25 protein-coding genes are annotated in these 24,627 nt (G+C 67.6%); 14 read left to right on the top strand and 11 right to left on the bottom strand.

What is annotated here, in order from left to right:
• Positions 1-44: 44 nt before the first annotated feature.
• Both WG901_RS14305 and WG901_RS14300 read right to left on the bottom strand, forming a co-directional pair.
• On the bottom strand, positions 45-914 hold the full coding sequence (locus WG901_RS14305) for a dienelactone hydrolase family protein (RefSeq protein WP_339587772.1): 870 nt from the start codon (positions 912-914) through the stop codon (positions 45-47).
• Positions 915-962: 48 nt separating this feature from the next.
• Entirely contained in the window at positions 963-1,769 is an 807-nt protein-coding gene (locus WG901_RS14300) for a dienelactone hydrolase family protein (protein ID WP_339587771.1), read from the bottom strand.
• 98 nt (positions 1,770-1,867) lie between these two features.
• On the opposite strand from WG901_RS14300, the gene WG901_RS14295 reads away from it, so the two are divergent.
• The 4 genes from WG901_RS14295 (at position 1,868) to WG901_RS14280 (ending at position 5,356) form a co-directional block, all read left to right on the top strand.
• On the top strand, positions 1,868-2,620 hold the full coding sequence (locus WG901_RS14295; protein WP_339587770.1) for an SDR family NAD(P)-dependent oxidoreductase: 753 nt from the start codon (positions 1,868-1,870) through the stop codon (positions 2,618-2,620).
• Positions 2,621-2,643: 23 nt separating this feature from the next.
• Positions 2,644-3,705 carry a glycerophosphodiester phosphodiesterase gene (locus WG901_RS14290; protein ID WP_339587769.1) on the top strand — a complete coding sequence of 354 codons (1,062 nt, stop codon included), beginning with the start codon at positions 2,644-2,646 and terminating at the stop codon, positions 3,703-3,705.
• A 12-nt stretch (positions 3,706-3,717) separates the two neighbouring features.
• Complete coding sequence (locus tag WG901_RS14285) at positions 3,718-4,551, top strand: VOC family protein (RefSeq protein ID WP_339587768.1); 834 nt, start codon at positions 3,718-3,720, stop codon at positions 4,549-4,551.
• Between the two features lie 88 nt (positions 4,552-4,639).
• On the top strand, positions 4,640-5,356 hold the full coding sequence (locus tag WG901_RS14280) for a DUF6683 family protein (protein WP_339587767.1): 717 nt from the start codon (positions 4,640-4,642) through the stop codon (positions 5,354-5,356).
• Positions 5,357-5,365: 9 nt separating this feature from the next.
• Here the strand turns inward: WG901_RS14280 and WG901_RS14275 are convergent, their stop codons facing one another.
• Genes WG901_RS14275 through WG901_RS14265 form a run of 3 tightly spaced genes read right to left on the bottom strand, consistent with a single transcriptional unit; the run spans position 5,366 to position 7,661 of the window.
• A complete protein-coding gene (locus WG901_RS14275; protein WP_339587766.1) occupies positions 5,366-5,761 on the bottom strand; it encodes a VOC family protein in 396 nt (131 codons plus the stop codon).
• Positions 5,762-5,787: 26 nt separating this feature from the next.
• Entirely contained in the window at positions 5,788-6,642 is an 855-nt protein-coding gene (gene purU / locus WG901_RS14270) for a formyltetrahydrofolate deformylase (protein ID WP_339587765.1), read from the bottom strand.
• Entirely contained in the window at positions 6,642-7,661 is a 1,020-nt protein-coding gene (locus WG901_RS14265; protein ID WP_339587764.1) for an NAD(P)H-dependent flavin oxidoreductase, read from the bottom strand. The genes purU and WG901_RS14265 overlap by 1 nt, the downstream gene beginning before the upstream one ends.
• 171 nt (positions 7,662-7,832) lie before the next feature.
• Between WG901_RS14265 and WG901_RS14260 the strand changes: the two genes are divergently transcribed.
• Positions 7,833-9,347: a catalase gene (locus tag WG901_RS14260; RefSeq protein WP_339587763.1), complete on the top strand. Its 1,515-nt coding sequence runs from the start codon at positions 7,833-7,835 to the stop codon at positions 9,345-9,347.
• A 91-nt stretch (positions 9,348-9,438) separates the two neighbouring features.
• Here WG901_RS14260 and WG901_RS14255 read toward each other — a convergent pair whose 3' ends face one another.
• Positions 9,439-10,179, bottom strand: coding sequence for a Coq4 family protein (locus WG901_RS14255; protein ID WP_339587762.1), 741 nt, complete (start codon positions 10,177-10,179; stop codon positions 9,439-9,441).
• A 71-nt stretch (positions 10,180-10,250) separates the two neighbouring features.
• Between WG901_RS14255 and WG901_RS14250 the strand changes: the two genes are divergently transcribed.
• Positions 10,251-10,817, top strand: a complete 567-nt coding sequence (locus tag WG901_RS14250) for a TetR/AcrR family transcriptional regulator (RefSeq protein WP_339587761.1) — start codon at positions 10,251-10,253, stop codon at positions 10,815-10,817.
• Positions 10,818-10,864: 47 nt separating this feature from the next.
• On the opposite strand, the gene WG901_RS14245 is transcribed toward WG901_RS14250, so the two are convergent.
• Both WG901_RS14245 and WG901_RS14240 read right to left on the bottom strand, forming a co-directional pair.
• Positions 10,865-11,269 (bottom strand): GxxExxY protein, encoded by a 405-nt coding sequence (locus tag WG901_RS14245; RefSeq protein WP_339587760.1) that lies wholly within the window; start codon positions 11,267-11,269, stop codon positions 10,865-10,867.
• 69 nt (positions 11,270-11,338) lie between these two features.
• Entirely contained in the window at positions 11,339-12,595 is a 1,257-nt protein-coding gene (locus WG901_RS14240; RefSeq protein ID WP_417603094.1) for an aspartate kinase, read from the bottom strand.
• An 83-nt stretch (positions 12,596-12,678) separates the two neighbouring features.
• Between WG901_RS14240 and ubiG the strand changes: the two genes are divergently transcribed.
• A complete protein-coding gene (gene ubiG / locus WG901_RS14235) occupies positions 12,679-13,416 on the top strand; it encodes a bifunctional 2-polyprenyl-6-hydroxyphenol methylase/3-demethylubiquinol 3-O-methyltransferase UbiG (RefSeq protein ID WP_339587759.1) in 738 nt (245 codons plus the stop codon).
• Positions 13,417-13,419: 3 nt separating this feature from the next.
• On the opposite strand, the gene WG901_RS14230 is transcribed toward ubiG, so the two are convergent.
• From WG901_RS14230 to WG901_RS14220, 3 genes are all read right to left on the bottom strand, one after another.
• Positions 13,420-14,307: a TauD/TfdA dioxygenase family protein gene (locus WG901_RS14230; protein WP_339587758.1), complete on the bottom strand. Its 888-nt coding sequence runs from the start codon at positions 14,305-14,307 to the stop codon at positions 13,420-13,422.
• A gap of 86 nt (positions 14,308-14,393) precedes the next feature.
• Positions 14,394-14,597, bottom strand: coding sequence for a hypothetical protein (locus WG901_RS14225; protein ID WP_339587757.1), 204 nt, complete (start codon positions 14,595-14,597; stop codon positions 14,394-14,396).
• Positions 14,597-14,776: a DUF4169 family protein gene (locus WG901_RS14220; RefSeq protein ID WP_339587756.1), complete on the bottom strand. Its 180-nt coding sequence runs from the start codon at positions 14,774-14,776 to the stop codon at positions 14,597-14,599. Before WG901_RS14220 ends, WG901_RS14225 begins: the two co-directional genes overlap by 1 nt.
• A 205-nt stretch (positions 14,777-14,981) precedes the next feature.
• On the opposite strand from WG901_RS14220, the gene WG901_RS14215 reads away from it, so the two are divergent.
• The 7 genes from WG901_RS14215 to WG901_RS14185 all read left to right on the top strand — a co-directional run bounded on the left by WG901_RS14215 (position 14,982) and on the right by WG901_RS14185 (position 24,625).
• Positions 14,982-17,549, top strand: a complete 2,568-nt coding sequence (locus tag WG901_RS14215) for an HWE histidine kinase domain-containing protein (RefSeq protein ID WP_339587755.1) — start codon at positions 14,982-14,984, stop codon at positions 17,547-17,549.
• A 9-nt stretch (positions 17,550-17,558) separates the two neighbouring features.
• On the top strand, positions 17,559-18,080 hold the full coding sequence (locus tag WG901_RS14210; RefSeq protein ID WP_339587754.1) for a biliverdin-producing heme oxygenase: 522 nt from the start codon (positions 17,559-17,561) through the stop codon (positions 18,078-18,080).
• Positions 18,081-18,127: 47 nt separating this feature from the next.
• Positions 18,128-19,156 (top strand): biotin synthase BioB, encoded by a 1,029-nt coding sequence (bioB, locus tag WG901_RS14205; RefSeq protein ID WP_339587753.1) that lies wholly within the window; start codon positions 18,128-18,130, stop codon positions 19,154-19,156.
• A complete protein-coding gene (locus WG901_RS14200) occupies positions 19,153-20,280 on the top strand; it encodes an 8-amino-7-oxononanoate synthase (protein ID WP_339587752.1) in 1,128 nt (375 codons plus the stop codon). Before bioB ends, WG901_RS14200 begins: the two co-directional genes overlap by 4 nt.
• Positions 20,277-20,900 carry a dethiobiotin synthase gene (gene bioD / locus WG901_RS14195; protein ID WP_339587751.1) on the top strand — a complete coding sequence of 208 codons (624 nt, stop codon included), beginning with the start codon at positions 20,277-20,279 and terminating at the stop codon, positions 20,898-20,900. The genes WG901_RS14200 and bioD overlap by 4 nt, the downstream gene beginning before the upstream one ends.
• On the top strand, positions 20,897-22,159 hold the full coding sequence (locus WG901_RS14190; RefSeq protein ID WP_339587750.1) for an adenosylmethionine--8-amino-7-oxononanoate transaminase: 1,263 nt from the start codon (positions 20,897-20,899) through the stop codon (positions 22,157-22,159). The genes bioD and WG901_RS14190 overlap by 4 nt, the downstream gene beginning before the upstream one ends.
• Positions 22,160-22,249: 90 nt before the next feature.
• A complete protein-coding gene (locus WG901_RS14185; protein ID WP_339587749.1) occupies positions 22,250-24,625 on the top strand; it encodes a tetratricopeptide repeat protein in 2,376 nt (791 codons plus the stop codon).
• Positions 24,626-24,627 lie beyond the last annotated feature (2 nt).

Below are 24,627 nucleotides of genomic sequence, written 5' to 3'. Positions count from 1 at the left end.
AAGAGAAACTAAGGCCCGGCGCTCACCCGCCGGGCCTTTTCGCGTCAGAGCTTGGCGTAGAGCGCCAGCAATCGGCCCCAGGCGCGATCGGCCTGGGCCGCATCGTAGACCGGCGAATCGGGCACGCACCAGCCGTGATCGGCCGGATAGACCTCGATCTCCGCCGGGCGCTTGGCGGCATCGGCGGCGGCGCGCAAAGCGTCCTTGTCGCCGGGTGCGCGCGCATCGTCGTTGCGTGCGATGGCGAAGAGGTAGGAGGCCTTGGTCTTGTCGAGCAGCTTCGCCGGGCTGTCCGCCGCATCGCCGACCAGGCCGCCCCCATGGAACGAGGCCGCCGCGCCGACGCGGTCGGGCGCCGCAAAGGCCGTGCGGACGGTGAAAGGCCCGCCCATGCAATAGCCCTGGGTGCCGATCTTGCGACGCTTGTCGACCGCGGCCTGGCCGTCGAGCCAGGCGGCATAGGCCTTGCCGTCGCGCGTCACCGCCTCCGCCGTCAGCGCCTGGCGCAGCGGCGTGATCTTGGCCTGGCCCTCGGGCGTACGCCATTCCGCGAAAGAGGCGAGCACGGGCGCCTTCGCGCCGCGATAGTATTGATTGACCACGAGCACGGCATAGCCTTCCGCCGCCAATCGCCGTGCCATGACCTGCTTCGCCTCGCGCAGGCCGGCGATGTCGGGCCAGAGGATCACGCCCGGATGCGCGCCCTTGGCGGGGTGGACGAAGAAGGCGTCGCAGGTGCCGTCGGGCGTCGGCACCTGCACCGTGCGTTCGGTCAGACCGGCGGCGGCCGCCGCAGCCCCGCTCCAGGTCAGCATGGCAGCACCTGCCGCGCCCATGGCGGCGAAATCGCGGCGAGTCAGGCCCTTGCGGGTGAGCGCGGTATCCGCAGCGGTCTCGGTGAATTCATCGCACATGCATGGTCGCTCCGCTTGCCCCGCCTCTGACCACCTGCATAACGCGCGTCAGAGCTCGGCGTAAAGCGCCAGCAGCCGATCCCAGGCGCGATCGGCCTCGGCCTCGTCGTAAGCCGGCGCATCGGGCACGCACCAGCCGTGATCGGCGGCATAGACTTCGATCTCGGCCGGGCGTCCGGCCGCTGCCGCCGCTTCGCGCAGCACGTCCTTGGCCTCCGGCTGGCCGGCGTCGTCGTCGCGGCCCGGCAGGATCAGGAAGGCAGCCTGAGTCTGCGCCATGATCCGGTGCGGGCTGTCGGGCGCCTCGGTGACGAGGCCGCCCCCGTGGAAGCTCGCGACCGCGCGGACGCGCTCGGGAACAGCCGCTGCGGTGCGGAAGGCCTGACCACCGCCCATGCAATAGCCCTGGGTGCCGAGCCCGCGCGCCGTGTCGACCGACGCCTGCGCGTCGAGGAAGGCGGCATAGGCCTTGGCATCGCGTGCCAAGGCATCGGGCGTCAGCGCGGCGATCAACGGCATGATCTTCGCGCGCGCTTCGGCATCGCGGAAAGTGTCGAAGCCGATCGCGAGCGGCAGGCTGGCGTTGCGGTAATACTGGTTCACCACGAGTACGGCATAGCCCGACGAGGCCAGCCGCCGCGCCATCGCCTGCTTCGCGGGCCGCAGGCCGATCGCATCGGGCCAGAAGATCACGCCGGGATGCTTGCCCTCGCCCGGATGGACGAAGAAGGCCTCGCAGGTGCCGTCCGCCGTGATCACTTCGACCATGCCCTCGCTGAGCCCCGGATAGATCTGCTCTTCGCGATCGGCCATCGCCTGCTGCGGCTGCTGGAGCCCCGTGAATTCGTCGCACATCATCCGCTCTCCGCTTGTTCGCTGTCGCGTCGATGCTAGCCTCGACGCCTGTAGTCGGCAACGCGCGCCCACCGCGACAACCAAAGAGCAGGATTTCCATGAACTTCACCGACCAGCACGTCGTCATCACCGGCGGCTCGACCGGCATCGGCCGCGCCACGGCCGAGGCGATCGTCGCGGCCGGCGGCAAGGTGACGCTGATCGCGCGCCGCGCCGACGTGCTCGAAGTCGCCGCGCGCGAAATCGGCCCCGCCGCAAGCTGGATCACCGCCGACGCGGGCGACAAGGAATCGTTGCTCGCCGCGCTCGATGGCGCCGTCGCAATCCACGGGCCGATCGACGGCCTGTTCCTCAACCACGGCACCGAGGGCATGTTCGCGCTGACCCCCGACTACAGCGACGAGGACTTCGAGCGCGTGATGCGCGTCAACGCCTTCTCGCTGTTCTGGGCCGTGCGCCACGTCCTGCCGGCGATGGCGGCGCGTGGGCGTGGCGCGATCCTGATCACCTCGAGCCTCGGCGGCGAGACGGGCATGGTCGGCAACATCGGCTATTGCACGAGCAAGCACGCCGCGATCGGCATCGCGCGCACGATCGCGATGGAGGGCGCCGCCGCCGGCGTGCGCTGCAACTGGCTGTCGCCGGGCTTCATCGACACGCCGATGCTCGGCGACGTGCCCGACGCTTTCAAGGCGCAGATGGCCCAGCGCGTCCCGCAGAAGCGCGTCGGCACTTCGGCCGAGGCCGGCGCTGTCGCCGCCTTCCTGCTGTCGGAGCTCGCCAGCCACGTCACCGCGCAGGGCCTCGCGGTCGACGGCGGCTTGCTCGGAACCTTGGTCATAGAGCAGTAACACGCGGCGTTCAGGACGGCCCGATGCTATCACGTCGCACCCTGATCGCCGCCGGAGCCGGCATGACTTTCGCAAGCGCCTTCCCCGCCGCCGCACGCCCCAGCCGGCCGGCCAAGCCACTGGTCCTCGCGCATCGCGGCGCCTCGGCGCTCCGGCCCGAGCACACGCTGGCGTCCTATGCCAAGGCGATCGAGGACGGCGCCGATTTCGTCGAGCCCGATCTCGTCGCGACCAAGGACGGCGTGCTCGTCGCGCGGCACGAGAACGAGATCGGCGGCACGACCGACGTCACCGATCATCCCGAATTCGCCAGCCGCAAGGCCACCAGGACGATCGACGGCCAGCCGCTGACCGGCTGGTTCACCGAGGACTTCACCCTGGCCGAGCTCAAGACCCTGCGCGCCAAGGAGCGGCTCGGTGCGGTGCGGCCCGAGAGCCAGGGCTACGACGGTCAGTTCCAGATCGTCACCTTCGACGAGATCGCCGATTTCGTCGCCGCCGAAGCCGCCGCGCGCGGGCGGACGATCGGGCTTATCCCCGAGATCAAGCACTCCACCTATTTCGCGCGCATCGGCCTGCCGCTCGAGCCGCGTTTTCTAGCGGCCCTGCGCACGCATGCCTATCTGCGCCGCGCGCCGGTGATCGTGCAGTCGTTCGAGACCGAGAACCTCAAGGCACTGCGCCCCAAGCTCGGCGAGTTCGCCAATGTCCAGCTGCTGCAACTGGTCGAGCCCTCGCCACAGACCGCGGCGATGCTGACGCCGGCCGGGCTCGCTACGATCGCGACCTATGCCGACTGGCTCTCGCCAAACACGCGCGCGATCATCCCGACCCTGGCCGACGGTAAGCTGGGCGCGCCCAGCGGGCTCGTCGAAGCCGCACACCGCGCCGGGTTACTTGTCAGCGCTTGGACCTTCCGGCCCGAAAACCGCTTCCTCCCCGCCGACCTGCGCGACGGCGCGGGCGACGACGCGCGCAACCCCAAGGGCAGTGTCGCCGAAATGCGCCGCTACCTCGCCGCCGGGCTCGACGCCCTGTTCACCGACGACCCGGCGCTCGGCCGCGAAGCCGTCGACAAGACCTAGGACGCCCTTCCGATGCCCCGTTCCGTCTCCCCCTTGCGCGTCAACCACATGAACGCGGTGCTGCGCGACATCGACACCAGTGTCGCGCATTTCGAGAAGGCCTTCGGCGCCGAATTTCTCGCCGACATGCCGCAGAAACAGTTCCACGCCTGCCTGTTCGAGATCGGCCACGTGATCTTCGAGCTGTTCGTGCCATACGACTTCCTCGTCAGCGCGCGGCTCGGGCCGCACTACGTCGGCCTCGAATGGCAGGCCGACATGGACGAAGTCCGCGCCGCGCTGGCCGATCACGGGATCGGCACGGTCCGCGACATCGGCCTCGCGCTCCACACCGATCCGGCTGACTGCTTCGGCGTCGCTCACGAGTTCTACGCGGGCGAGTTCCACTCGCGGACCTGGGACGCGCTCGGCGGCGAGCCGATGAAATCGCCCACGCACTGGCGCGACGAGCACCCGCTGGGGCTCACCGGGCTGATCGGCTATACGCAGGTCGTCGAGGACATCGACGCGGCGACCGCCTTCTACGAAAGCTTCTTCGGCGCCGAGCGCCTGTTCGCCGAGGATCGCCCGGCGATCGCCGGGCAAGCCGTGGGTCTCCGCGTCGCCGATGCGGTGGTCGAACTGCTGATGCCGACGCGGCCGGGCTGGCTGGTCGAACGCCTGCGCCGTCAGGGCCAGGGCATTCTCTCGACCGTGTTCGGCGCGCGCGATCTGGCGCAAGTGCGCCGCTATTGCGTGGCGCAGAGCATTCCTCTGGATTTCGGCACCAAGCAAAACCGGGTCGCGGTGCCGTCCGAAGCGAACCACGGGATCCTGTTCGAGTTCGCCGAAAATCCTGGCGCATAGCCGCAGCTTCGGGGCGCTTCGTCGCGGCTGTCGCGCGGCACTCGCCGCCCCGTCCTAGGTCGTTTCCGAACCTTTGGAGACGTCGCCCATGCCGTTCGCCCGCCGCGCCGCCGCCCTGCTCCTGCTCTGCGGCCCCGCGCCCCTCGCGGCACAGGACATGCCCACGATCCTGCCTAACGACTACGTGCTGCACGACATCCTGAACCAGCAGCGCATCGAAGCATCGATAGGCCGTCCGAATGCCACCAGGGCCCGTCCCACTCCCGCTGCCCGGTCTGCTTCGACCACCAGCTACCGCCCCTCGCCAGCGGTCAGCGCCCGCGTCCGCGAGCAGTTCACGACCGCGATGACGCGCGTGGTCGGTGCGCAAGGCAGCCGCCAACTCGCGGGCGCGCTCAGCGCCGGCGACCCGGTGCGCAACTGGCTGCAATTCGTCGGCAGCGATGGGCTACGCGGCGGCGATGCGGCCGATGCGCTCGCAAGCTACTGGATCCTCAACTGGGTCATGGCCAACGATGCCGATAGCGACCGCAGCCAGGCGCTTGCCGTGCGCGCGCAGGTGCGCGGCGTGCTGCTCGCCAATCCCGGCTTCACCCGTCTGACCGAGGCCCAGCGCCAGGAAATGGCCGAGACGCTGATCCTCAACTTCCTGATGCAGCACGCCGCCTATGGCGAGGCGGTGCGCCGCGGCGACCGCGATCTCAAGGCGCGGCTCGGCGCGGCCGCCGTCGCCCGGTTCCGTAACGAGATGGGGCTCGACCTGCGCGGCCTGCGTCTGACCGCCGCCGGCTTCGCGCGCCGATGATCGCGCGGCTCAGTCGCCAGCGAAATTGAGCTCGAGCATGACGTTGTTGGGGTCGCGCACGAAGACCTGTCGCAGGTCGCCGTACTTGCGGTCGTTGACGCGATGCTCGACGCCGAGCGCCTCGCAGCGCGCCAAGGTGCCGGCGAAGTCCTCGCAAGCCAGTGCGACGTGGTCGATCGAGCCCGTGGCCGAACCGCGATCGAGATCGGCATGGCGATCGTCGTTCCAGGCCATCAGGTGAATGATCGGCGTGCCGCTCGCGTCGTGGAGCCAGGCGCCCTTGAACCCCATGGCCGTGCCCGGCGTCTCGCCGCGGCGCAGGCCCAGCAGGTCGCCATAGAAGCGCGCGGTCTCGTCGAGGTCGCCGGCGATGATATTGACGTGATCGAGGCCCTTGACCGTCATGTTGTCTCTCTCCCCGGCGGTTCCGTCTAGCTGCGGAACACCACCGTCTTGCTGCCGTTGAGCAGCACCCGGTCCTCCAGGTGCAGCCGCACGGCCTCGGCCAGCACCCGCCGCTCGATGTCGCGCCCCTTGCGGACCAGGTCCTCGGGGGAATCGGCGTGGGTGATCGCCTCGACATCCTGATGGATGATCGGGCCTTCGTCGAGATCGCCCGTGACGTAGTGCGCGGTCGCGCCGATCATCTTCACGCCGCGCGCATGGGCCTGGTGGTAGGGCTTGGCACCCTTGAAGCCGGGCAGGAACGAGTGGTGGATGTTGATGCAGCGGCCCGAGAGCCAGGCCGCCATCTCGTCCGAAAGGATCTGCATGTAGCGCGCGAGCACGATCAGTTCGGCCCCGGTATCCTTGACCAGGTCGCGGATCGCAGCTTCCTGCTCGGGCTTGGTATCCTTGGTGATCGGCAGATAGTGGAACGGGATGTCGCCGATCGTCGCGTGGTCGAGCACCTCGCGCGGATGGTTGCAGACGATGCCTACGACCTCCATCGGCATTTCACCGATGCGACGGCGATAGAGCAGGTCGGCCAGGCAGTGATCGAACTTGCTGACGAGCAGCAGCACCTTGCGCGGCTTTTCGCGGCTGCGCAGGTTCCAGCGCATGCCGTATTCGGCGGCGAGATCGGCGAAGCCGGCACGCAGCGCCTCGGGATCGGCCGGGCCGGGCTCAAAGGCCACGCGGAGGAAGAACTCGCCGCCCTCGGGATCGCCGAACTGCTGCGCCTCGACGACGTTGCCGCCCTTGTCGAACAGGTAGGAGGTCACCCGCGCGGTGATCCCCGGCTTGTCGCGGCACGAGAGCGTGAGGATCTGGAGCTCGCTCATCAGGCCGCCTTTCGCCGCGCCAGCGCCTGCTCGCACTCGGCAAGCAAGGTCGCGATGATGTCGACCACGGGCTCTTCCTTGGTGACCATGCCGACCGACTGGCCGGCCATGATCGAGCCGCGCTCGACGTCGCCGTCGATCACCGCGCGGCGCAGCGCGCCGGCCCAGAAGTGCTCGATCTCGAGCTGGGCCTGTCCCATGTCGACCGAGCCTTCGTCGAGCATCCGCGCGACCGCGATCTGCTTGGCGGTGAACTCCTCGCTGCCCTTGTTCTTGAGCGCGCGGACCGGGATCACCGGCAGGCGCGGATCGACCTGGACCGAGGCGACCGCATCGCGCGCCGAGGCGCGGAAGAAGGCCTTCTTGAACAGCGGATGCGCGATCGATTCCGTCGCGCAGGCGAAGCGTGTGCCGAGCTGCGCGCCACAGGCGCCCATCTCGAGATAGCCGGCCATGGCCTCGCCACGGGCAATGCCGCCGGCGACGAAGACGAGGTTGTCCTGCGCGAGCTCGGGCAGGATTTCCTGCGCGAGCACCGAGGTCGAGACCGGGCCGATGTGACCGCCGGCTTCGCTGCCCTCGATCACCAGCGCATCGGCGCCCGAGCGCAGCAGCTTCTTGCCCAGCGCCACGGTGGGCGCGAAGCAGATCACCTTGGCGCCCGACTCCTTGATCGCCTCGACCGAGCCCTTGGGCGGGATACCGCCGGCGAGCACGACGTGGCCGACCTGGTGCTTGGCGCAGACCGCGATCAGATCGAACAGCATCGGGTGCATCGTGATCAGGTTGACGCCGAAGGGCTTGGCCGTGAGCGTCTTGGTCGCGGCGATCTCGGTGTCGAGCAGCTCGGGGGTCATCGCGCCGCAGGCGATCACGCCAAAGCCGCCGGCATTGCTGATCGCCGCCACGAGGTTGCGCTCGGACACCCACGACATGGCGCCGCAGAGGATCGCATGGTCGCTGCCGAGGAACTCGGCGCCGCGCCGCATCAGCGCACTGGTCAAGGAATAAGTCGTCATCGGCCAGCCGCTTAAGCCCTGCAGACAGGCCCCGCAAGACCGAGCGCGCGTACCGGCTTGGGATATGATCGGCATTTCCACTGATAGTCATAGGGTTTGATCGTTTTTACAAATCAAACCTCGAGCCTAGTCCGGGGTTGTCGATTTCGCAGAACACCAGAGGAGAAGCCGATGTCCCAAGACCCGATCAATCGCGGCACCTGTCCCGTCACCCATCTGACCACCGCGTTCGGCGCACCCGTGGTCGACAACCAGAACTCGCTGACCGCCGGCCCGCGCGGACCGCTGCTGATGCAGGACGTCTGGCTGCTCGAGAAGCTGGCCAACCTCAACCGCGAAGTCATTCCCGAGCGGCGCATGCACGCCAAGGGATCGGGCGCCTTCGGCACTTTCACCGTGACCAACGACATCTCGCAGTACACGCGCGCAGACCTGTTCAGCGAAGTCGGCAAGCAGACCGAGATGTTCGCACGCTTCACCACGGTCGCCGGCGAACGCGGCGCGGCCGATGCCGAGCGCGACATTCGCGGCTTCGCGCTCAAGTTCTACACCCAGGAAGGCAACTGGGACATGGTCGGCAACAACACGCCGGTCTTCTTCCTGCGCGATCCACGCAAGTTCCCCGACCTCAACAAGGCCGTGAAACGCGATCCGCGCACCAACATGCGCAGCGCCACCAACAATTGGGACTTCTGGACCTTGCTGCCCGAAGCGCTGCACCAGGTGACGATCGTCATGTCCGATCGCGGCATTCCGAAAAGCTACCGCCACATGCACGGCTTCGGCAGCCACACCTATTCGTTCTACAACGCAGCCGGCGAACGCTTCTGGGTGAAGTTCCACTTCAAGACCCAGCAGGGCATCGAAAACCTGACCGACGACGAGGCCGCCAAGGTCGTCGCCGGCGACCGCGAGAGCAACCAGCGCGATCTCTACGAGGCGATCGAGCGCGGCGAGTTTCCGAAGTGGAAAATGTTCATCCAGGTCATGCCCGAGAAGGACGCCGAGACCTATCCGGTCCATCCGTTCGACCTGACCAAGGTCTGGTACAAGTCCGACTATCCGCTGATCGAGGTCGGCGAGTTCGAGCTGAACCGCAATTCGGAGAACTTCTTCCTCGACGTCGAGCAGAGCGCCTTCGCACCGTCGAACTTGGTGCCCGGCATCGGCGTATCGCCCGACAAGATGCTGCAGTCGCGGCTGTTCGCCTATTCGGACGCGCAGCGCTATCGCCTGGGGGTCAACCACCACCAGATCCCGGTCAACGCGCCGCGCTGCCCCGCCTTCAGCAACCACCGCGACGGCCAGGGCCGGGTCGACGCCAATTACGGCAGCCTGCCCCACTACCAGCCGAACAGCTTCGGCCAGTGGGTCGATCAGCCCGACTTCCGCGAGCCGCCCTTGCAGATCGACGGGAATGCCGACTTCTGGAACTTCCGCGAGGACGACGACGACTATTTCACCCAGCCGCGCAAGCTGTTCCAGTTGATGAGCCCGGCGCAGCAGCAGGCGCTGTTCGACAATACGGCCGGCGCGATGGGCGATGCGCCAGACTTCATCAAGCAGCGTCACATCGACAACTGCACGCGCTGCGACCCGGCCTATGGCGCGGGTGTCGCCAAGGCGCTGGGGATGACGGTCAAGTCGCCCGACCAGCTGCCGGCCCAGCCCGAACTGGCCGACTGACGGCTGCCACCCATTAAGCCTCGGCCGCTCGATCTCCGATTGGCCGAGGTCAGCCCCGTCTCCCGTACCCCCTACCGGAGGCGGGGCAATCTCAAGCCGCGACGGCCACCGGGCCGATCGTCCGCGGCACGCCGTCGAGTGCGAAGTAGCGCGCCGGGCGTTCGAGCCGCAGCCGCTGGCGCGCCGCATCGAGCGGTTCGCGCAGCAGCGCCTCGTAGTCCTCGCCGAGCAACCACCGGGCGCGCTTACCCAGGCGATAGCCTTCCCAGATCGCCGCCACGGCCGCGCGGCCCTGCGGATGGCGCAGGCTGGTCAGCGCCGAGCCCAGCCCGATCGCGGCCCAGCCGAGCCCCCGGGTCTGCGCATAGGAGAAGCCGACGAGGCAGGCCTCGCCCAGCGGATCGTCGGCGCGGTAGCCGGTCAGCACGTGCCAGATATCGTGGACGTCGCGCGTGCGCCGGCCGAACCAGTCGTAGGGATGGCGGTCCTCGAACGGCTCGTCGGTGCGGCTGACCGTGGCCAGGCCCTGCGCCGAATAGCCGGTGCGCTGGAGGAAAGCCGCATAGGCGGCACCGACCGAGCCCTCGGGAAAGCGCGCGACATAGGCGGGATCGGACAGGCGCTCGGCCAGTTCGATCCGGTCATAGGCCATACGCCCGCCCGCCGCGGTCTGCAGCAGCCGCTCGTAGCCCGCCTTGGCCGTGCCGACGTTGAGCGCGCGCATGATGCGGAAGACCTGCGCGGTGTCGTCGGGATCGGCCATCAGCGCCTTCACCGCGGTGAAGGCCGTCTTCCAATCGCGCTTGAATGAGAGCTGCGTCGTGTCGGTCATGGCCCGACTCCTATCTGATAATCTACATTATCAAATTGTCAGATGGAGTCGCCTGTGTCAAGAGACGGGTCATGGGGACCGCCAAGACCCGCCTCTACGGCGGCCAGAGCCAGGAAGCGCGCGTGGCCGAGCGGCGCGAGAAGCTGATGCAGGCGGCGGCCAAGCTCTATGGCCAGGCGGGGACGACCGGGGTCTCGGTCACCGCGATCTGTGCCGAGGCCGGGCTGACCCCGCGCTATTTCTACGAGAGCTTCGCGAGCCGCGAGGAACTGCTGCTCGCGGTCTTCGCCGAGGTCTGCGAGCATCTGGTGGCAGACGTTACCGCCGCGATCGACGCGCGCGCGCCGGCCGACAGCGCCCTGACCGCCTTCTTCGCGCTGCTCGCCGAGCACCCCGACCTCGCGCGCGTGTTCCTCGTCGAGACCGACCACCACGATCCCGCGATGCTCAAGGTCGGCCGGGGCATGCTCGCCCGCCTGGCCGCACTGATCGCGCCCGACGTCGAACTGCCGCTGGCGCGCGTGGGCGTCATGGGCGCGGTCCTGCGCATCGCCCGGTTCTGGATCGAGAGCGACTATGCCGAGCCGGTCGCTGAAGTCAGCGCCCTGGCGCGACGGTTCGTCGAGGCGGCACGGTAGTAAGAAGAATTACCTCACACAAAGGCACAAAGGCACAAAGTAGCAGCTCAGCCTCGCGGGGCGAAGTAGTCGTTGGCTATGCGCCGAACGCCATCTTTGAACAGCTCCTGACCGAAATTGATGAGCAGGCCGAGCGGCAAATCCATCAGGCGAAGATAGGTGAGGACCTGCTTGCCGTGCACGGCCGCAATCCGCTCGATCGATTTCAGTTCGATCAACAAGCGCCCTTCGACGAGCAGATCGACGCGGAAGGCGTTGTCGACGACAACGCCCTTGAAACTGATCGGAACCGGCACTTGCCGCTCAACGCGCAGACCTGCCTCACGCAGATACTCTGCAAGCAGGACTTCATAAACGGATTCGAGCAATCCCGGCCCGAGATCACGGTGCAGGCGGAAGCCACAATCGACCACGGTCCGAGCAATAGCTTCCAGACCGTCCGAGCGCTCCATCTTCGTGCCTTTGTGCCTTTGTGTGAGACGCCCTTCTTTTGAACTCTCCGGCACCAAGGCGAAAGCGGATTACTCGCCGTCGAGCCCGTAGGCGGTGTGCAGCACGCGCACGGCGAGTTCGGTCTCGTCCTCGTCGATCAGCACCGAGACCTTGATCTCGCTGGTCGAGATCGCCTGGATGTTGATGCCGCGGTCGGCCAGGGCGCTGAACATCGTCGCGGCGACACCGGCGTGGCTGCGCATGCCGACACCGACGACGCTGATCTTCGAGACCTTGCTGTCGGTGATCGTCGCGGTGTAGCCGATCTTGTCCTTCTGGCCCGCGATCAGCGCCTCGGCGCGCGGCAGGTCGGCCAGCGGCACCGTGAAGGTGACATCCGTTTCGCCCGTGTCATGAGCGATGTTCTGGATAATCATGTCGACGTTGATGTTGGCGGCGGCCAGCGGGCCGAAGATCGCTGCGACCGCGCCGGGCTTGTCGGCGATGCCGGTCAAGGTGACCTTGGCCTCGTTCTTGTCCGCGGCGATGCCGGTGATGAGCTGGCGTTCCATGTCAGATCCTTCCAATTCCTCGTCACCGACGATCATCGTGCCCGGCAGCGTATCGGCCGCCGGCGCATCCTCGTCGATGAAACTCGACAAAACCTGCACGCGCACGCCTTCCTTCATTGCGAGGCTGACCGAACGCGTCTGCAGAACCTTCGAGCCGACCGAGGCCAGCTCGAGCATCTCCTCGTAGGTGACGTTCTTGAGCTTGCGCGCCTTGGCGACGATGCGCGGGTCGGTGGTGTAGACCCCGTCGACGTCGGTGTAGATGTCGCAGCGATCGGCCTTGATCGCCGCCGCCACGGCCACGGCCGAAGTGTCCGAACCGCCGCGGCCGAGCGTGGTTACGCGGTTGCCGTCGGTGCGGCCTTGGAAACCCGGGATCACCGCGATCTCGCCCGCGGCCATCGAGGCCAGCATCTCGGGACAGTCGATCGTGCCGATGCGCGCCTTGGCATGGGCATCGTCGGTCTGGATCGGCAGCTGCCAGCCGAGCCACGAGCGCGCCTTGCAGCCCATCGCCTGCAGGGTCAGCGCCAGAAGGCCGGCCGTGACCTGCTCCCCCGATGCGACGACGACGTCGTATTCGGCGGGATCGTAGAGCGGGTTCGCCTCGCGGCAGAAGTTGACCAGGCGATCGGTCTCGCCGGCCATGGCCGAAACCACCACCGCCACCTCGTGCCCGGCCGCCTGCTGGCGGCGCACGATGCCGGCGACGCGGCGGATGCGCTCGGTCCCGGCCATCGAAGTGCCGCCGAATTTCATCACGATCCGAGCCACGGACTAAAGCTCCTGCAATTTCCCTAATGGGGCCCAGGCCAACGGCCCTATCCCCCAAGCGGGCGTCCTGTTAGGGGCGAGCCATGGCGAATGCAACCATAAGACCGGAAGAGGCCGAGCATTTCGGCAGGCTGGCCGCCGAGTGGTGGAATCCCAAGGGTTCCTCGGCGATGCTGCACAAGCTGAACCCGGTGCGCCTGGGCTTCGTGCGCGAAGCGATCGACACGCATTGGCACGGCGATTCGCGCGGCCTCAAGCCGCTCGCCGGCAAACGCGCGCTCGACGTCGGCTGCGGCGCCGGCCTGCTCTGCGAACCGCTCGCGCGGCTCGGCGGCGCGGTGACCGGAGTCGATGCCGCCGAGGAGAACGTGAACGCCGCGCGCGAGCACGCGCAAGGCTCGGGCCTCGCGATCGCATACCGCTGGGGCGACGTCGGCCAGCTCGGCCTCGCCGACTTCGATCTGGTCACCAGCATGGAAGTGATCGAGCATGTCGCCGACAAGCCGGGCTTCGTCGCGGCGCTGGCCGCGGCGCTGAAGCCCGCCAATGGGGATAGGGGCGGCCTGATGGTGCTCTCGACCCCCAACCGCACGCCGCAATCGCGGCTGCTGCTGGTCGAAGGCGCCGAGCGCCTCGGCGCAATCCCGCGCGGTACGCACCACTGGAACGATTTCGTCACGCCCGAGGAACTCGGCGAGCTGCTGGCCGATGCCGGCCTGGCCATGGGCGAGCCCAAGGGGATCGCCTGGTCGCCGACGAAAGGCCTCCACCTCTCGGACAACCTGGCGCTCAACTACATCGTGACGGCGGTGCGCCGCTAAAGATCACCCCACCTCGAGCAGTCGCTCGAAACTGCCCTCGGCCGCCACCTGCCCGGGCTTTTCGTGCCCCGCCAGGGTGGTGCGGTGCATGACCCGGCCGGTGTCGGTATAGGGCACGACGCGGTGCATCAGTCCCTGGTTGTTCCACAGCACCAGGTCGCCGACCTGCCAGTGATGGGTATAGACGAAGTCGGGCTGCGCCGCCCATTGCTGCAGCCGCCAGAGCAGCGCGCGGCCGTGCGGGTTGGGCATGCCGACGATCCCGTCGGCGTGACTGCCGAGCAGCAGCGACCTGCGACCGTCGGCATGGGTCCAGACCAGCGGATGCTCCATGGCATGGGCGATCGCACGCCAGCGATCGAGCCGTTCCTGGCTCGGCACGGCGAAGACCGGGCGGACGCTGGCCTCGACCGTGTGGATCACCTTCATGCCTTCGTAGAGCCGCTTGTCCTCGGTCGAGAGCCCGTCGTAGGCGGCGTAGAGATTGGCAAATTCGGTCGAGCCGCCCGCATCCGAAAGCGTGCGCGCCGACAGCAAGGTCGCCTTGGGCAGAGGCAGGTCCATCGTCGCGCCGTCGACGTGCCAGAAGAAGGTGCCGAGCACATAGTCAGGCTCGTTGTTGACCGAGCGGTCGAGCGTGATCTTGTAGACGTCCTTGGCCGAAACGTCCGAGCCGGGGACGCGCTGGTTGTAATTGCCGCGCCCGCCGAGCGCGTCGGTGAGGGCGAGTTGCTCGTCGTCGCTCAGGTCGATTTCGGGAAAGACGAGCACACCGCGCTCCTCGAGCGCGGCACGGATCGCCGCGATCACCTCGGGATCGGTCAGATGGGCCTTGTCGACGGTAACGCGGCCGCCGATCAGCGGCTTGATCGGCTCGATGACAATGGACATGACGCGGGCCCCTCCCAGGACATTGCAATGCTGAACGTTTGCTCAGCATTGCGCGGAAGCCGGAGCGAGTCCAGCCCGGACAGCCTCTATCCTTCGAGGAGATCGAGGTAGGCCACGACGTCGTTGTCAGTCGCGATGAACAGGCCTTCCTGCACCTCTTCGGGTTGCTCGGCGGCCAGGCGCATCGCTTCGGCGAGCGAGCCATAGAGCAACGTCTGCGCGCCATCTCCCTCGGGGCTCGAATCGAGATGATAGAGCCGGACCGTGGCCTGATCGAAGGTGGTGCGCATCAGTCGTCTTCCCGTTTCGCGCCATCGACGATACGGTTCAGGCGATCGGCATCCTGACGGCGGCGCAGCTTTTCGCCTTTGGTCTCGCCATGGAGGCTGCGGTTGGCGGAGGCCTGGCTTGCCGCCGCATCACGCTGCTTCGCCTTGCGTGCTGCACGCAGGTTGATGATCTCGGCCATGGCCCCTCCTCTGCACCCGATTCCGTCGCGGACGCAACACGCGCTTTGTGAGGGGTAAGATTTCGTCGCCAAGCCAAGGACTTGGCTTAATAAACACACTTGCGCCCACCGCACCTGCACGCAACAAGCGTAGGCTGCTGCGGAACCGAACGGTCGATGAACGGTTTTGCATCACGCGGGAATTCAACTGAGCAGCGGATATTTGATGACGGACGGCGATTTCCAGGTCGATCTGACGAATTGCGATCGTGAACCCATTCATTTGCTGGGGGCGATCCAACCCGTCGGATTTCTGCTGGCACTCAGTACCGACTGGCTCATCCAGCGGACGTCGGCGAACATCGCCGACTATCTCGACCATTCGCCCGAGACGCTGATCGGCAATCCGCTGTCGGACTTCGTCGATCCGCAACTGCTCCACGACCTGCGCAACCGCTGCGCCTATCTCGTCAGTTCGGACACGGTGGAACGGGTCTATGGCTGCCCGCTGCGCCCCGGCCATCCGCCGTTTGACGTCGCGATTCATTTCTCGGGCAAGCAGATCGTCGTGGAAGGCGAACTCGGCTCGAAGAATGCCGGAGACGCCACGGGCACCGTGCGCTGGATGATGGCGCGGCTCGACAACCAGCCCAATCTCGAAGGCTTTTACCGCGAGGGTGCGCGCCAGATCCGCGCGCTTCTCGGCTACGACCGCGTCATGGTCTACAAGTTCGCACCCGACGGGCACGGCGAGGTCGTGGCCGAAGCGGCGAAACCGGGCATCGGCAGCTTCAAGGGGCTGCACTATCCGGCCAGCGACATTCCGGTCCAGGCGCGCGCGCTCTATCTGCGCAACCTGATCCGCATCATCCACGACGTCGACGGCGTGACCGTGCCGATCGTGCCGGCGCTCAACGAGAACAAGCAGCCGCTCGACCTCTCGCTGTCGGTGCTGCGCTCGGTCTCGCCTATCCACCTCGAATACTTGCGCAACATGGGGGTTCGCGCCTCGTTGTCGATCTCGATCGTGGTCGACGACAAGCTATGGGGCCTGTTCGCCTGCCACCACTACGCGCCGCTATCGCCCAGCTTCGAGCGGCGCTCGCTGTCCGAGCTGTTCTCGCAGATGTTCTCGCTGCGGCTTGAGAGCCGCGAGCGGCGCGAGCTCGTCGAGTACGAGCGGCGTGCGCGCGACATCTCGGACCAGTTGCTGGGCGCGGTCGCCTCGGACGAGACCCTGCTCAACGATCCCGACTGGCTTGGCGACATCCTGACCAGCGCGATCCCCGCCGACGGCGTCGGGGTGTGGATCAACGGCGCCTACGCGTTTTCAGGCACGACCCCGCCAACCGACGACTTTCGCCGCATCATCCGCGCGCTCAACGGCACGGCCGCGGGCAAGGTCTATTCGACCGACCATATCGGCTCGCTGGTCGACGGGGCCGATGCCTTCGCCAAGGAGGCTTCGGGCTTGCTGGCGATCCCGATCTCGCGAAGCCCGCGCGACTATGTCGTGCTGTTCCGCTCCGAGATGAAGGAAAGCGTGCGCTGGGCCGGCGATCCGCACAAGCCGATCGAATATGGCCCCAACGGTCCGCGCCTGACCCCGCGCGAAAGCTTCGCCGAATGGCAGGAAGAGGTCTCGGGCCGCTCGGTCCAGTTCACCGCCTCGCAGCTGCGCGTCGCCGAGACCTTGCGCGCGACCCTGATCGAGGTGGTGCTGCGCCTGGCCGACGAGGCCGCGGCCGAGCGCCATCAGGCCAATGCCCGGCAGGAATTGCTGATCGCCGAACTCAACCACCGCGTGCGCAACATCCTGGGCGTGATCCGCGGGCTGATCCGCCAGTCGCAACCCGACGAGGACGCGGTGAAGGACTTCGTCAAGGTCGTCGACGGACGCATCCATGCGCTGGCGCGCGCGCACAACCAGATCACCGACGACCACTGGGGCCCCGCCCCGCTCGAGGCGCTGATCGAGGCCGAAGCCGCCGCTTTCGCCGCGCACAAGCAGAATTCGATCATCGCCCAGGGTCCGCCGGTCCTGCTCAATCCGCAGGCCTATTCGACGATGGCGCTCGTGATTCACGAGCTGGTCACCAATTCGACCAAGTACGGCAGCCTTTCGGGCGAGGGTGAGGTCCAGCTGACCTGGCATCGTAGCGACACGGGCGACCTCATCATCAACTGGTACGAGGTGAACGGGCCGGCCGTGAAGAAACCCACGCGCAAGGGCTTCGGCACGACGATCATCGATCGCTCGGTGCCTTACGACCTCGGCGGCGCAGCCAAGATCGACTACGATCCCGCCGGGGTGCGTGCGCAGTTCTGCATCCCCAAGCGCCACGTCTCGGAGCGGCCGGTCTCGACCAAGATTCGCATTCCGCATGCCGAGCGGATCAAGGACGTGCCGATCCAACCGCACCTGCTCGACGAGATCTCGGTGCTGCTGGTCGAGGACAGTCTGATCATTGCGCTCGATGCCGAGGACATCCTCCAGCGTTTCGGCGCACAGATCGTCACGGCTTCGACCGTCGATGCCGCGCACGATCGGCTCGACGAAATGCGGCCCGACATCGCCATTCTGGACATCAACCTGGGCGATCAGAACAGCTTCGGTATCGCCGATCGACTGCACGACATGGGCGTGCCGTTCTTCTTCGCCTCGGGCTATGGCGAGCAGGCCAACCTGCCGATGGAACACCGCGCGCGCACGGTCGTGCAGAAACCCTACACCACGGGCAACATCATGCGCAGCGTCGAGGATCTGCTGGGCATTCACCCGGGCGCGGACTAGGACGCGACCATGCAAGCAACCCAAGACAATTCGGCCATTGCCCACCTGCGCGCGGCAACGCGCAGCGACCACGAGCAGGTCGACGGCGCCTACGGCCACTTCGCGCTCGCCACGGCCGAAGGCTATCGCGATTTCCTGACCGCCCACGCGCGCATCCTGCCGCTGGCCGAGCGGCTGATCGATCCCGCCGCGCTCGTCGCAGGCTGGCAGGGCCGCACCGAAGCCCTGCGCGCGGACCTGGCGGCGATGGACGGCGAGACCCCGCCCGAGCTCGACTTTGCGCTGCCCCCGGGCGAGGCCGCACGCTGGGGCGCGCTTTACGTCATCGAGGGCTCGCGCCTCGGCGGCGCGGTGCTCGCGAAGCTGGTGCCCGAGGGCCTGCCCGCCGCCTATCTCGGCGCGCGCCACGGTCCGGGCGCCTGGCGCGATCTGCTCGCGCGACTCGACGCCGCCGTCGGCGATGACCTCGCCGCGGCCGAGCAGGGCGCCAAGGCGATGTTCGGCGCCTATCTGGAAGCCGCGCGGCGCTGAGCCACCTCTTGGAATCCTCGGTCAAGACGTCTAGTGCAGTGCAGCATATGACCGAGACTCTTGAGGCGCTTGCCAAGCCCCGTATCGACTGGACCCGTGACGAGATCGCGGCGCTGTTCGACCTGCCCTTCACAGAGCTCGTCTTCCGCGCCGCCGAGGTCCACCGCGCCAACCACGACGCGGGCGCCGTCCAGCTCTCGACCCTGCTGTCGGTGAAGACCGGCGGCTGCCCCGAGGACTGCGGCTACTGTTCGCAGTCGAGCTCGGCCGAGAGCGGGGTCAAGGCGACCAAGCTGATGGACGTGCGCCAGGTGCTGCAGTCGGCCGCGCGCGCCAAGGACGCGGGCTCGACACGGTTTTGCATGGGCGCGGCCTGGCGCAATCCCAAGGATCGCGACATGCCCGCGATCATCGAGATGGTCCACGGCGTGCGCGCGATGGGCATGGAAACCTGCATGACCCTGGGCATGCTGACGGGCAAGCAGGCCGAAATGCTCGCCGCCGCCGGCCTCGACTACTACAACCACAACCTCGACACCGCGCCCGAGAAGTACGCCGACGTCATCACCACGCGCACTTTCGAGGACCGGCTCGACACGCTCGACAACGTCCGCAAGGCCGGCATGAACGTCTGCTCGGGCGGCATCGTCGGCATGGGCGAGACGCGGCCCGACCGCGTCGGCTTCGTCCACGCGCTCGCCACCCTGCCCGAACATCCGCAGTCGGTGCCGGTCAACGCGCTGGTCCCGGTCAAGGGCACCGTGCTCGGCAACATGCTGGCCGACACGCCGCTCGCCAAGATCGACGAGATCGAATTCGTCCGCACCGTCGCGGTCGCGCGCATCACCATGCCGCTGTCGATGGTCCGCCTCTCGGCCGGCCGCGAATCGATGAGCGAATCGACCCAGGCGCTGTGCTTCCTGGCCGGCGCCAATTCGATCTTCACCGGCGATACCCTGCTGACCGCGCCCAATGCCGGCGACGATGCCGACGGCGCGATGTTCGCCAAGCTCGGCCTGCGCCCGATGCAGCTCGAGGACCTGCCCGGCTGCGCGGCGCGCGAAGCGGCGGAATGACCTTTTCGGCGCAGCGTAACGACCTCGCGCGACTGACCGCCGGCGCCCGCCGCCGCCGCCTGATCCCTGAGATCGGGGTCGACTTCGCCTCGAACGACTATCTCGGGCTCGGGCGTTCGGGGCTGCTTGCCGAAGCCGCCCGCGCGGCGCTCGATCGCGGCGTCTCGGTCGGCTCGGGCGGCTCGCGGCTGCTGCGCGGCAATTGCCCCGAGCACGAAGCGCTCGAAGCCGAGGCCGCAGCGTTCTTCGGCAGCGAGTCTGCGCTCTGGTTCGCCACCGGCTATGCCGCCAATTCGGCGCTGCTCGCCACCCTGCCCCAACGCGGCGACCTCGTGGTCCATGACGAGCTGGTCCACGCCTCGGCGCACGAGGGCATGAAGCTCGGCCGCGCCGAAACCGTCGCGGTCCGCCACAACCAGGCCGATGCCTTCGAGCACGCCATCCGCCGCTGGCGCGCCGAGGGTGGTGCCGGCACGCCCTGGCTCGCGGTCGAGAGCCTCTATTCAATGGACGGCGACCGCGCGCCACTGACGGCTTTGCTCGAGGTCGCCGACCGCCACGACGGCGTGCTGGTGATCGACGAGGCGCACGCCACCGGCGTGTTCGGCCAGGACGGCCGCGGGCTCGCCGATACGATCTCGGGCCGCGAGAACGTCATCACCTTGCGCACCTGCGGCAAGGCGCTCGGCGCCGAGGGCGCACTGGTCTGCGGTTCGGCCGTTGTCACCGACTTCCTCGTCAACCGCGGCCGCGGCTTCATCTTCTCAACCGCCCCCTCGCCGCTGATGGCCGCCGTGGTGCGCGCCTCGCTCGACCTCGTCCGCACCCGGCCCGACCTGCGCGAGGCGCTGTGGGCACGCGTCGCCCGGGCCGAAGCGCTGCTGGCGCCGCTGGGCGCGTCGGTCGCCGGCTCGCAGATCATGCCGCTGATCGTCGGCCCGGACGACCGCACGATGGACCTCGCCGGCGCGCTCCAGGCCGCCGGCTACGACGTCCGCGGCATCCGCCCACCGACCGTGCCGCAGGGCACCGCGCGGCTGCGCATCTCGATCACCAACAACGCCTCGCTCACGGACATCGAAGGCCTCGCCGCAGTGCTCGCGGAAGCCACCGTCAAGGCATGAGCCGTTACGTCGTCACCGGCACCGACACCGGCATCGGCAAGACGGTGTTTGCCGCAGCGCTCGCAGGCGCGCTCGGGGCGCACTACTGGAAGCCCGTCCAGGCAGGGGACGATGACGGCACGGACAGCGAATTGGTCGCACGACTGTCCGGTTTGCCCGCCTCGCATATTCTGCCCGAGGTCTATTGCCTGGCCACACCTTGCTCACCCCATCGTGCAGCCGAAATTGACGGCGTGACGATAGAGCCGGCCCGCCTGGCCTTGCCCGAGGTGGACGGTCCTCTGGTGGTTGAAGGGGCGGGCGGCGTGATGGTGCCTCTTACCCGCAACATACTCTACGCCGATGTCTTTAGAGCTTGGAACTGCCCGGTCGTGCTCGTCGCCCGAACCGCACTGGGGACCATCAACCACAGCCTGCTTTCTCTCGAGGCTCTTCACACAAGAGGAGTGCCCGTACTCGGGGTAGCCTTCGTCGGCGACAGCAATCCCGACAGCGAGGAGATCATCGTCGGGCTGGGCGGAATGCGCAGACTGGGCAGGCTGCCCGTGCTCGATCCACTGGACCACATGAGTCTCACGCAGGCATTTCGCGACAATTTCAATCTGGCTGACTTCACATGAGCCCGATCTGGCATCCGTTCACCCAGCACGGCCTGCAGGAGCCGATCCCGCTGGTCGCACGCGCCGAGGGCGCCGCGATCCATCTCGCCGACGGGCGCCGACTGATCGACGCGATCTCGTCGTGGTGGGTGACCACCCACGGCCACAGCCACCCGCGCATCGCCAAGGCCATCGCCGAGCAGGCGACCAAGCTCGACCAGGTGATCTTCGCCGGCTGGACGCACGAGCCCGCCGAGAACCTGGCGCGCGACCTGATCGCACTGATGCCCGAGCCCTTGGCGCATGTGTTCTTTTCGGACTCGGGCTCGACCGCGGTCGAGGTGGCGCTGAAGATGGCGCTGGGCTTCTGGCATAACCGCGGCGAGGCGCGGCATCGCATCCTAGTGATGGAGCATAGCTACCACGGCGACACGATCGGGACGATGTCGGTCGGCGCGCGCGGCGTGTTCAACCGCGCCTATGAAAAGCTGCTTTTCGACGTCGGCACCGTGCCCTTCCCCGCCGCCGGCACCGAACAGGCGACGCTTGATGCGCTCGACCAGGCCTGCCGCACGCAGGATATCGCCGCCTTCATCGTCGAGCCGCTAGTTCTGGGTGCGGGCGGCATGCTGATCTATCGGCCCGAAACCCTGCGCGCGATGCGCGATATCTGCGCGCACCACGGCGTGTTGTTCATTGCCGACGAGGTCATGACCGGTTGGGGCCGCACCGGCACCCTGCTCGCCTGCGAACAGGCCGGGGTGGTCCCCGACATCCTTTGCCTGGCCAAGGGCATCACCGGCGGCTCGCTGCCGCTGGCCGTGACCCTGGCGACTCCCGCGATCTTCGAGGCGCACTGGTCGACCGATCCGGCCAAGCAGTTCTTCCACTCGTCGAGCTATACCGCCAACCCGATCGCCTGCGCCGCCGCCAATGCCAACCTGGCGATCTGGCGCGACGAGCCTGTGCAGCAACGGATCGATACCCTTGCCGCGCGCCAGGCGGCCATGCTGGCCGAACTCGCAGCACTGCCCAACCTTGCCAATCCGCGCCAAGCGGGAACGATCATCGCGCTCGACGTGGTCGATCCGGCGGGCACGGGCTATCTCTCGACAATCGCGCCGCGGCTGCGCGAGAGCTTTCGCGGGGCGCCGGTGCTGCTCCGCCCGCTGGGCAACACGGTCTATGTCATGCCGCCCTATTGCATCGACACGGCCGATCTCGCGGTGCTGGGCCAGGCAATCGCCGACGCGGCCGAGAGCATAAGGGAAAACCCCTAGGCTCGTAGTTACCAGACATGATTAATCGTCGTTTACCACGTCTCTTAATTCTTCGGCCGCCCGGCCGTCGCGAAGGGACGAACGACCATCATGAGCAGCCTCGAAACCGCGATGATCAAGGCCCGCGGCGCGGAAAAGCGCGGCGATTTCGCTGAGGCCGAGCGCGTTTACGGCTCGATCCTGCAGAAGTTTCCAGGCAACACCCGCGCGCGCAAGGGCATGGACCAGATGTTCAAGACCCGCGCGATGGCGATGATGCGCGCCGATGCCCCCTCGCAGGCCGAGATCGATGCGCTTTCGGCCGCCTATGAACAGGGCCGTTTCGCACAGGTCGTGGCCTTGGCCGAGGGCCTGCTCGCGACCTATCCGCGTTCGACGATCGTCCACAACCTGCTCGGCGCCGCGCACCTGACTCTGGGCGCGTTCGATCGCGCCGAAACCGCATTGCGCGAGGCCCATTCCCGGGGCGTGCGCCATCCGGCGATCTGCAACAACCTGGGCATGGCTCTTGCCAACCTGGGCCGCCACGAAGAGGCGATCGCCTTCTACGAAGAGGCCGCAGCGCTCGATCCGTCCTATGCCATCGCCCGCAACAACCTGGGCAATGCGCTCAAGGAATGCGGCCGCGACGACGAGGCGCTCGCCGCCTATGGCCAGGCACTCGCGCTACGCCACGACTATGCCGACGCCAGCAACAACCTGGCCGTGCTGCTCGACAAGCTCGGCCGCATTGCCGAAGCCGAGACCGCCTATCGCCAGGTCCTCTCGCTCGAGCCGAACCACGCTGCCGCCTGCAACAACCTCGGCAACCTGCTCGCGAGCCGCGGCGATCACGCCGGCGCCCACAGCTTCTACCAGCGCGCGCTGACGATCCGGCCCGACTACGCCGAAGCCCTGCTCAACCTGGGCAACCTGCTCAAGCGTCAGGGTCGCACGCAGGAGGCCAGCGCCGCCTATCAGCGCGCCAAGGCCGCGCGCCCCAACTATGCCGAAGCCTCGGCCGAACAGGGCAAGGCCCAGGCGCTCGCAGGCCATCTCGATGCGGCGATCACGCTGTTCGACGAGGCTCTCGCCAGCGACCCGGGCCATACCGGCGCCGCCGCGCACCGGCTGTTCTACCAGTTGCACATGGGCGACTGGTCGGGCCTGGCCGACTGGCCGGCCTGGCGCGACCGCGCCGACACGGCGATCTCGCCATGGGCCGCGCTCGCGATCGAGGACGATCCGCAGGCGCAGCTGCGCCGCTCGCGCGCCTGGGCCAAGCACACCTTCGGCCAGTCGAACACCAGTTTCGGAAAGGCCGCCCGGCCCCAGCCGCAGCCCGCCGCCGACGGCCGCATCCGGATCGGCTACTTCTCCGCAGATTTCCATGCCCACGCCACGATGCACCTGATGGCCGGCCTGCTGCGCGAGCATGACCGCAGCCAGTTCGAGATCCACGCCTATTCCTACGGCACCGTCGTCGACGAAGCCGTGCGCGCGCAGATCGCCGCCTGCACCGACAGCTTCACCGACGTTCAGGACATGACGGATGCCGAAGTCGTCGCGCTCGCACGCGGGCATCAGCTCGACATCGCGGTCGATCTCAAGGGCTATACCCAGGGCGGCCGCATGCAGCTCTTCGCGGAGCGGCTCGCGCCGGTCCAGGTCGCCTTCCTCGGCTATCCGGGGACCAGCGGCGCCGACTTCATCGACTATGCCGTTGCCGACCGCGTGGTCGTTCCCGCCAGCGAGGCCGACAGCTTCAGCGAGGCGCTGATGCTGCTGCCCGGCTCCTACCAGTGCAACGACGACCAGCGCGTCATCGCCGACACCGCCGGCACCCGCGCCGATCACGGCCTGCCCGAACAGGGCTTCGTGTTCTGCTGCTTCAACCAGAGCTACAAGATCGGCCCGCGCGAATGGGCGATCTGGATGCGGTTGCTGGGCGAGGTCGAGGGCAGCGTGCTCTGGCTGTTCCAGTCGAACGCCTGGGCTGACCAGGCGCTGCGCGCCGAAGCGGCAAAGCACGGCATCGCCCCCGAGCGGCTGGTCTTCGCACCCAAGCTGGCTCAGGCCGATCACCTTGCACGCCACGCGCACGCCGACCTGTTCCTCGACACCTTCAACTACACCGCACACACCACCGCATCCGACGCGCTGTGGAGCGGCCTGCCCGTGGTCACCCTCGCCGGTCGCCAGTTCTCGGCGCGCGTCGGCGCCAGCCTGCTCAAGGCGATCGACCTGCCCGAGCTCGTGACCGAAACCGCCGAAGCCTACGAAGCGCTGATCCTGGCGCTGGCCAACGATCCCGCGCGACTCGCCGATCTGCGGCAACGCCTCGCCGGCCAGCGCACGACCACGCCGCTGTTCGACAGCGCCGGCTATGCCCGCAATCTCGAAGCGGCCTTTGCCGAAGCGCATCGTCGCCACAAGGCGGGCCAGCAACCCAGTGAAATTGCCTTGGGCAAGATCGTGATAGACTGATC

It is taken from the genome of Novosphingobium anseongense (assembly GCF_037482895.1).
In the GTDB taxonomy this organism is placed as follows: Bacteria; Pseudomonadota; Alphaproteobacteria; order Sphingomonadales; family Sphingomonadaceae; genus Novosphingobium; species Novosphingobium anseongense.
This window is presented reverse-complemented; position numbering and strand designations above follow the sequence as displayed.

What these genes read in the sequence shown, in the direction of transcription:
- WG901_RS14305 (WP_339587772.1), bottom strand. Translation starts at nt 914, where the DNA reads ATGTGCGATGAATTCACCGAGACCGCTGCGGATACCGCGCTCACCCGC.
- WG901_RS14300 (WP_339587771.1), bottom strand. Translation starts at nt 1,769, where the DNA reads ATGTGCGACGAATTCACGGGGCTCCAGCAGCCGCAGCAGGCGATGGCC.
- WG901_RS14295 (WP_339587770.1), top strand. Translation starts at nt 1,868, where the DNA reads ATGAACTTCACCGACCAGCACGTCGTCATCACCGGCGGCTCGACCGGC.
- WG901_RS14290 (WP_339587769.1), top strand. Translation starts at nt 2,644, where the DNA reads ATGCTATCACGTCGCACCCTGATCGCCGCCGGAGCCGGCATGACTTTC.
- WG901_RS14285 (WP_339587768.1), top strand. Translation starts at nt 3,718, where the DNA reads ATGCCCCGTTCCGTCTCCCCCTTGCGCGTCAACCACATGAACGCGGTG.
- WG901_RS14280 (WP_339587767.1), top strand. Translation starts at nt 4,640, where the DNA reads ATGCCGTTCGCCCGCCGCGCCGCCGCCCTGCTCCTGCTCTGCGGCCCC.
- WG901_RS14275 (WP_339587766.1), bottom strand. Translation starts at nt 5,761, where the DNA reads ATGACGGTCAAGGGCCTCGATCACGTCAATATCATCGCCGGCGACCTC.
- purU (WP_339587765.1), bottom strand. Translation starts at nt 6,642, where the DNA reads ATGAGCGAGCTCCAGATCCTCACGCTCTCGTGCCGCGACAAGCCGGGG.
- WG901_RS14265 (WP_339587764.1), bottom strand. Translation starts at nt 7,661, where the DNA reads ATGACGACTTATTCCTTGACCAGTGCGCTGATGCGGCGCGGCGCCGAG.
- WG901_RS14260 (WP_339587763.1), top strand. Translation starts at nt 7,833, where the DNA reads ATGTCCCAAGACCCGATCAATCGCGGCACCTGTCCCGTCACCCATCTG.
- WG901_RS14255 (WP_339587762.1), bottom strand. Translation starts at nt 10,179, where the DNA reads ATGACCGACACGACGCAGCTCTCATTCAAGCGCGATTGGAAGACGGCC.
- WG901_RS14250 (WP_339587761.1), top strand. Translation starts at nt 10,251, where the DNA reads ATGGGGACCGCCAAGACCCGCCTCTACGGCGGCCAGAGCCAGGAAGCG.
- WG901_RS14245 (WP_339587760.1), bottom strand. Translation starts at nt 11,269, where the DNA reads ATGGAGCGCTCGGACGGTCTGGAAGCTATTGCTCGGACCGTGGTCGAT.
- ubiG (WP_339587759.1), top strand. Translation starts at nt 12,679, where the DNA reads ATGGCGAATGCAACCATAAGACCGGAAGAGGCCGAGCATTTCGGCAGG.
- WG901_RS14230 (WP_339587758.1), bottom strand. Translation starts at nt 14,307, where the DNA reads ATGTCCATTGTCATCGAGCCGATCAAGCCGCTGATCGGCGGCCGCGTT.
- WG901_RS14225 (WP_339587757.1), bottom strand. Translation starts at nt 14,597, where the DNA reads ATGCGCACCACCTTCGATCAGGCCACGGTCCGGCTCTATCATCTCGAT.
- WG901_RS14220 (WP_339587756.1), bottom strand. Translation starts at nt 14,776, where the DNA reads ATGGCCGAGATCATCAACCTGCGTGCAGCACGCAAGGCGAAGCAGCGT.
- WG901_RS14215 (WP_339587755.1), top strand. Translation starts at nt 14,982, where the DNA reads ATGACGGACGGCGATTTCCAGGTCGATCTGACGAATTGCGATCGTGAA.
- WG901_RS14210 (WP_339587754.1), top strand. Translation starts at nt 17,559, where the DNA reads ATGCAAGCAACCCAAGACAATTCGGCCATTGCCCACCTGCGCGCGGCA.
- bioB (WP_339587753.1), top strand. Translation starts at nt 18,128, where the DNA reads ATGACCGAGACTCTTGAGGCGCTTGCCAAGCCCCGTATCGACTGGACC.
- WG901_RS14200 (WP_339587752.1), top strand. Translation starts at nt 19,153, where the DNA reads ATGACCTTTTCGGCGCAGCGTAACGACCTCGCGCGACTGACCGCCGGC.
- bioD (WP_339587751.1), top strand. Translation starts at nt 20,277, where the DNA reads ATGAGCCGTTACGTCGTCACCGGCACCGACACCGGCATCGGCAAGACG.
- WG901_RS14190 (WP_339587750.1), top strand. Translation starts at nt 20,897, where the DNA reads ATGAGCCCGATCTGGCATCCGTTCACCCAGCACGGCCTGCAGGAGCCG.
- WG901_RS14185 (WP_339587749.1), top strand. Translation starts at nt 22,250, where the DNA reads ATGAGCAGCCTCGAAACCGCGATGATCAAGGCCCGCGGCGCGGAAAAG.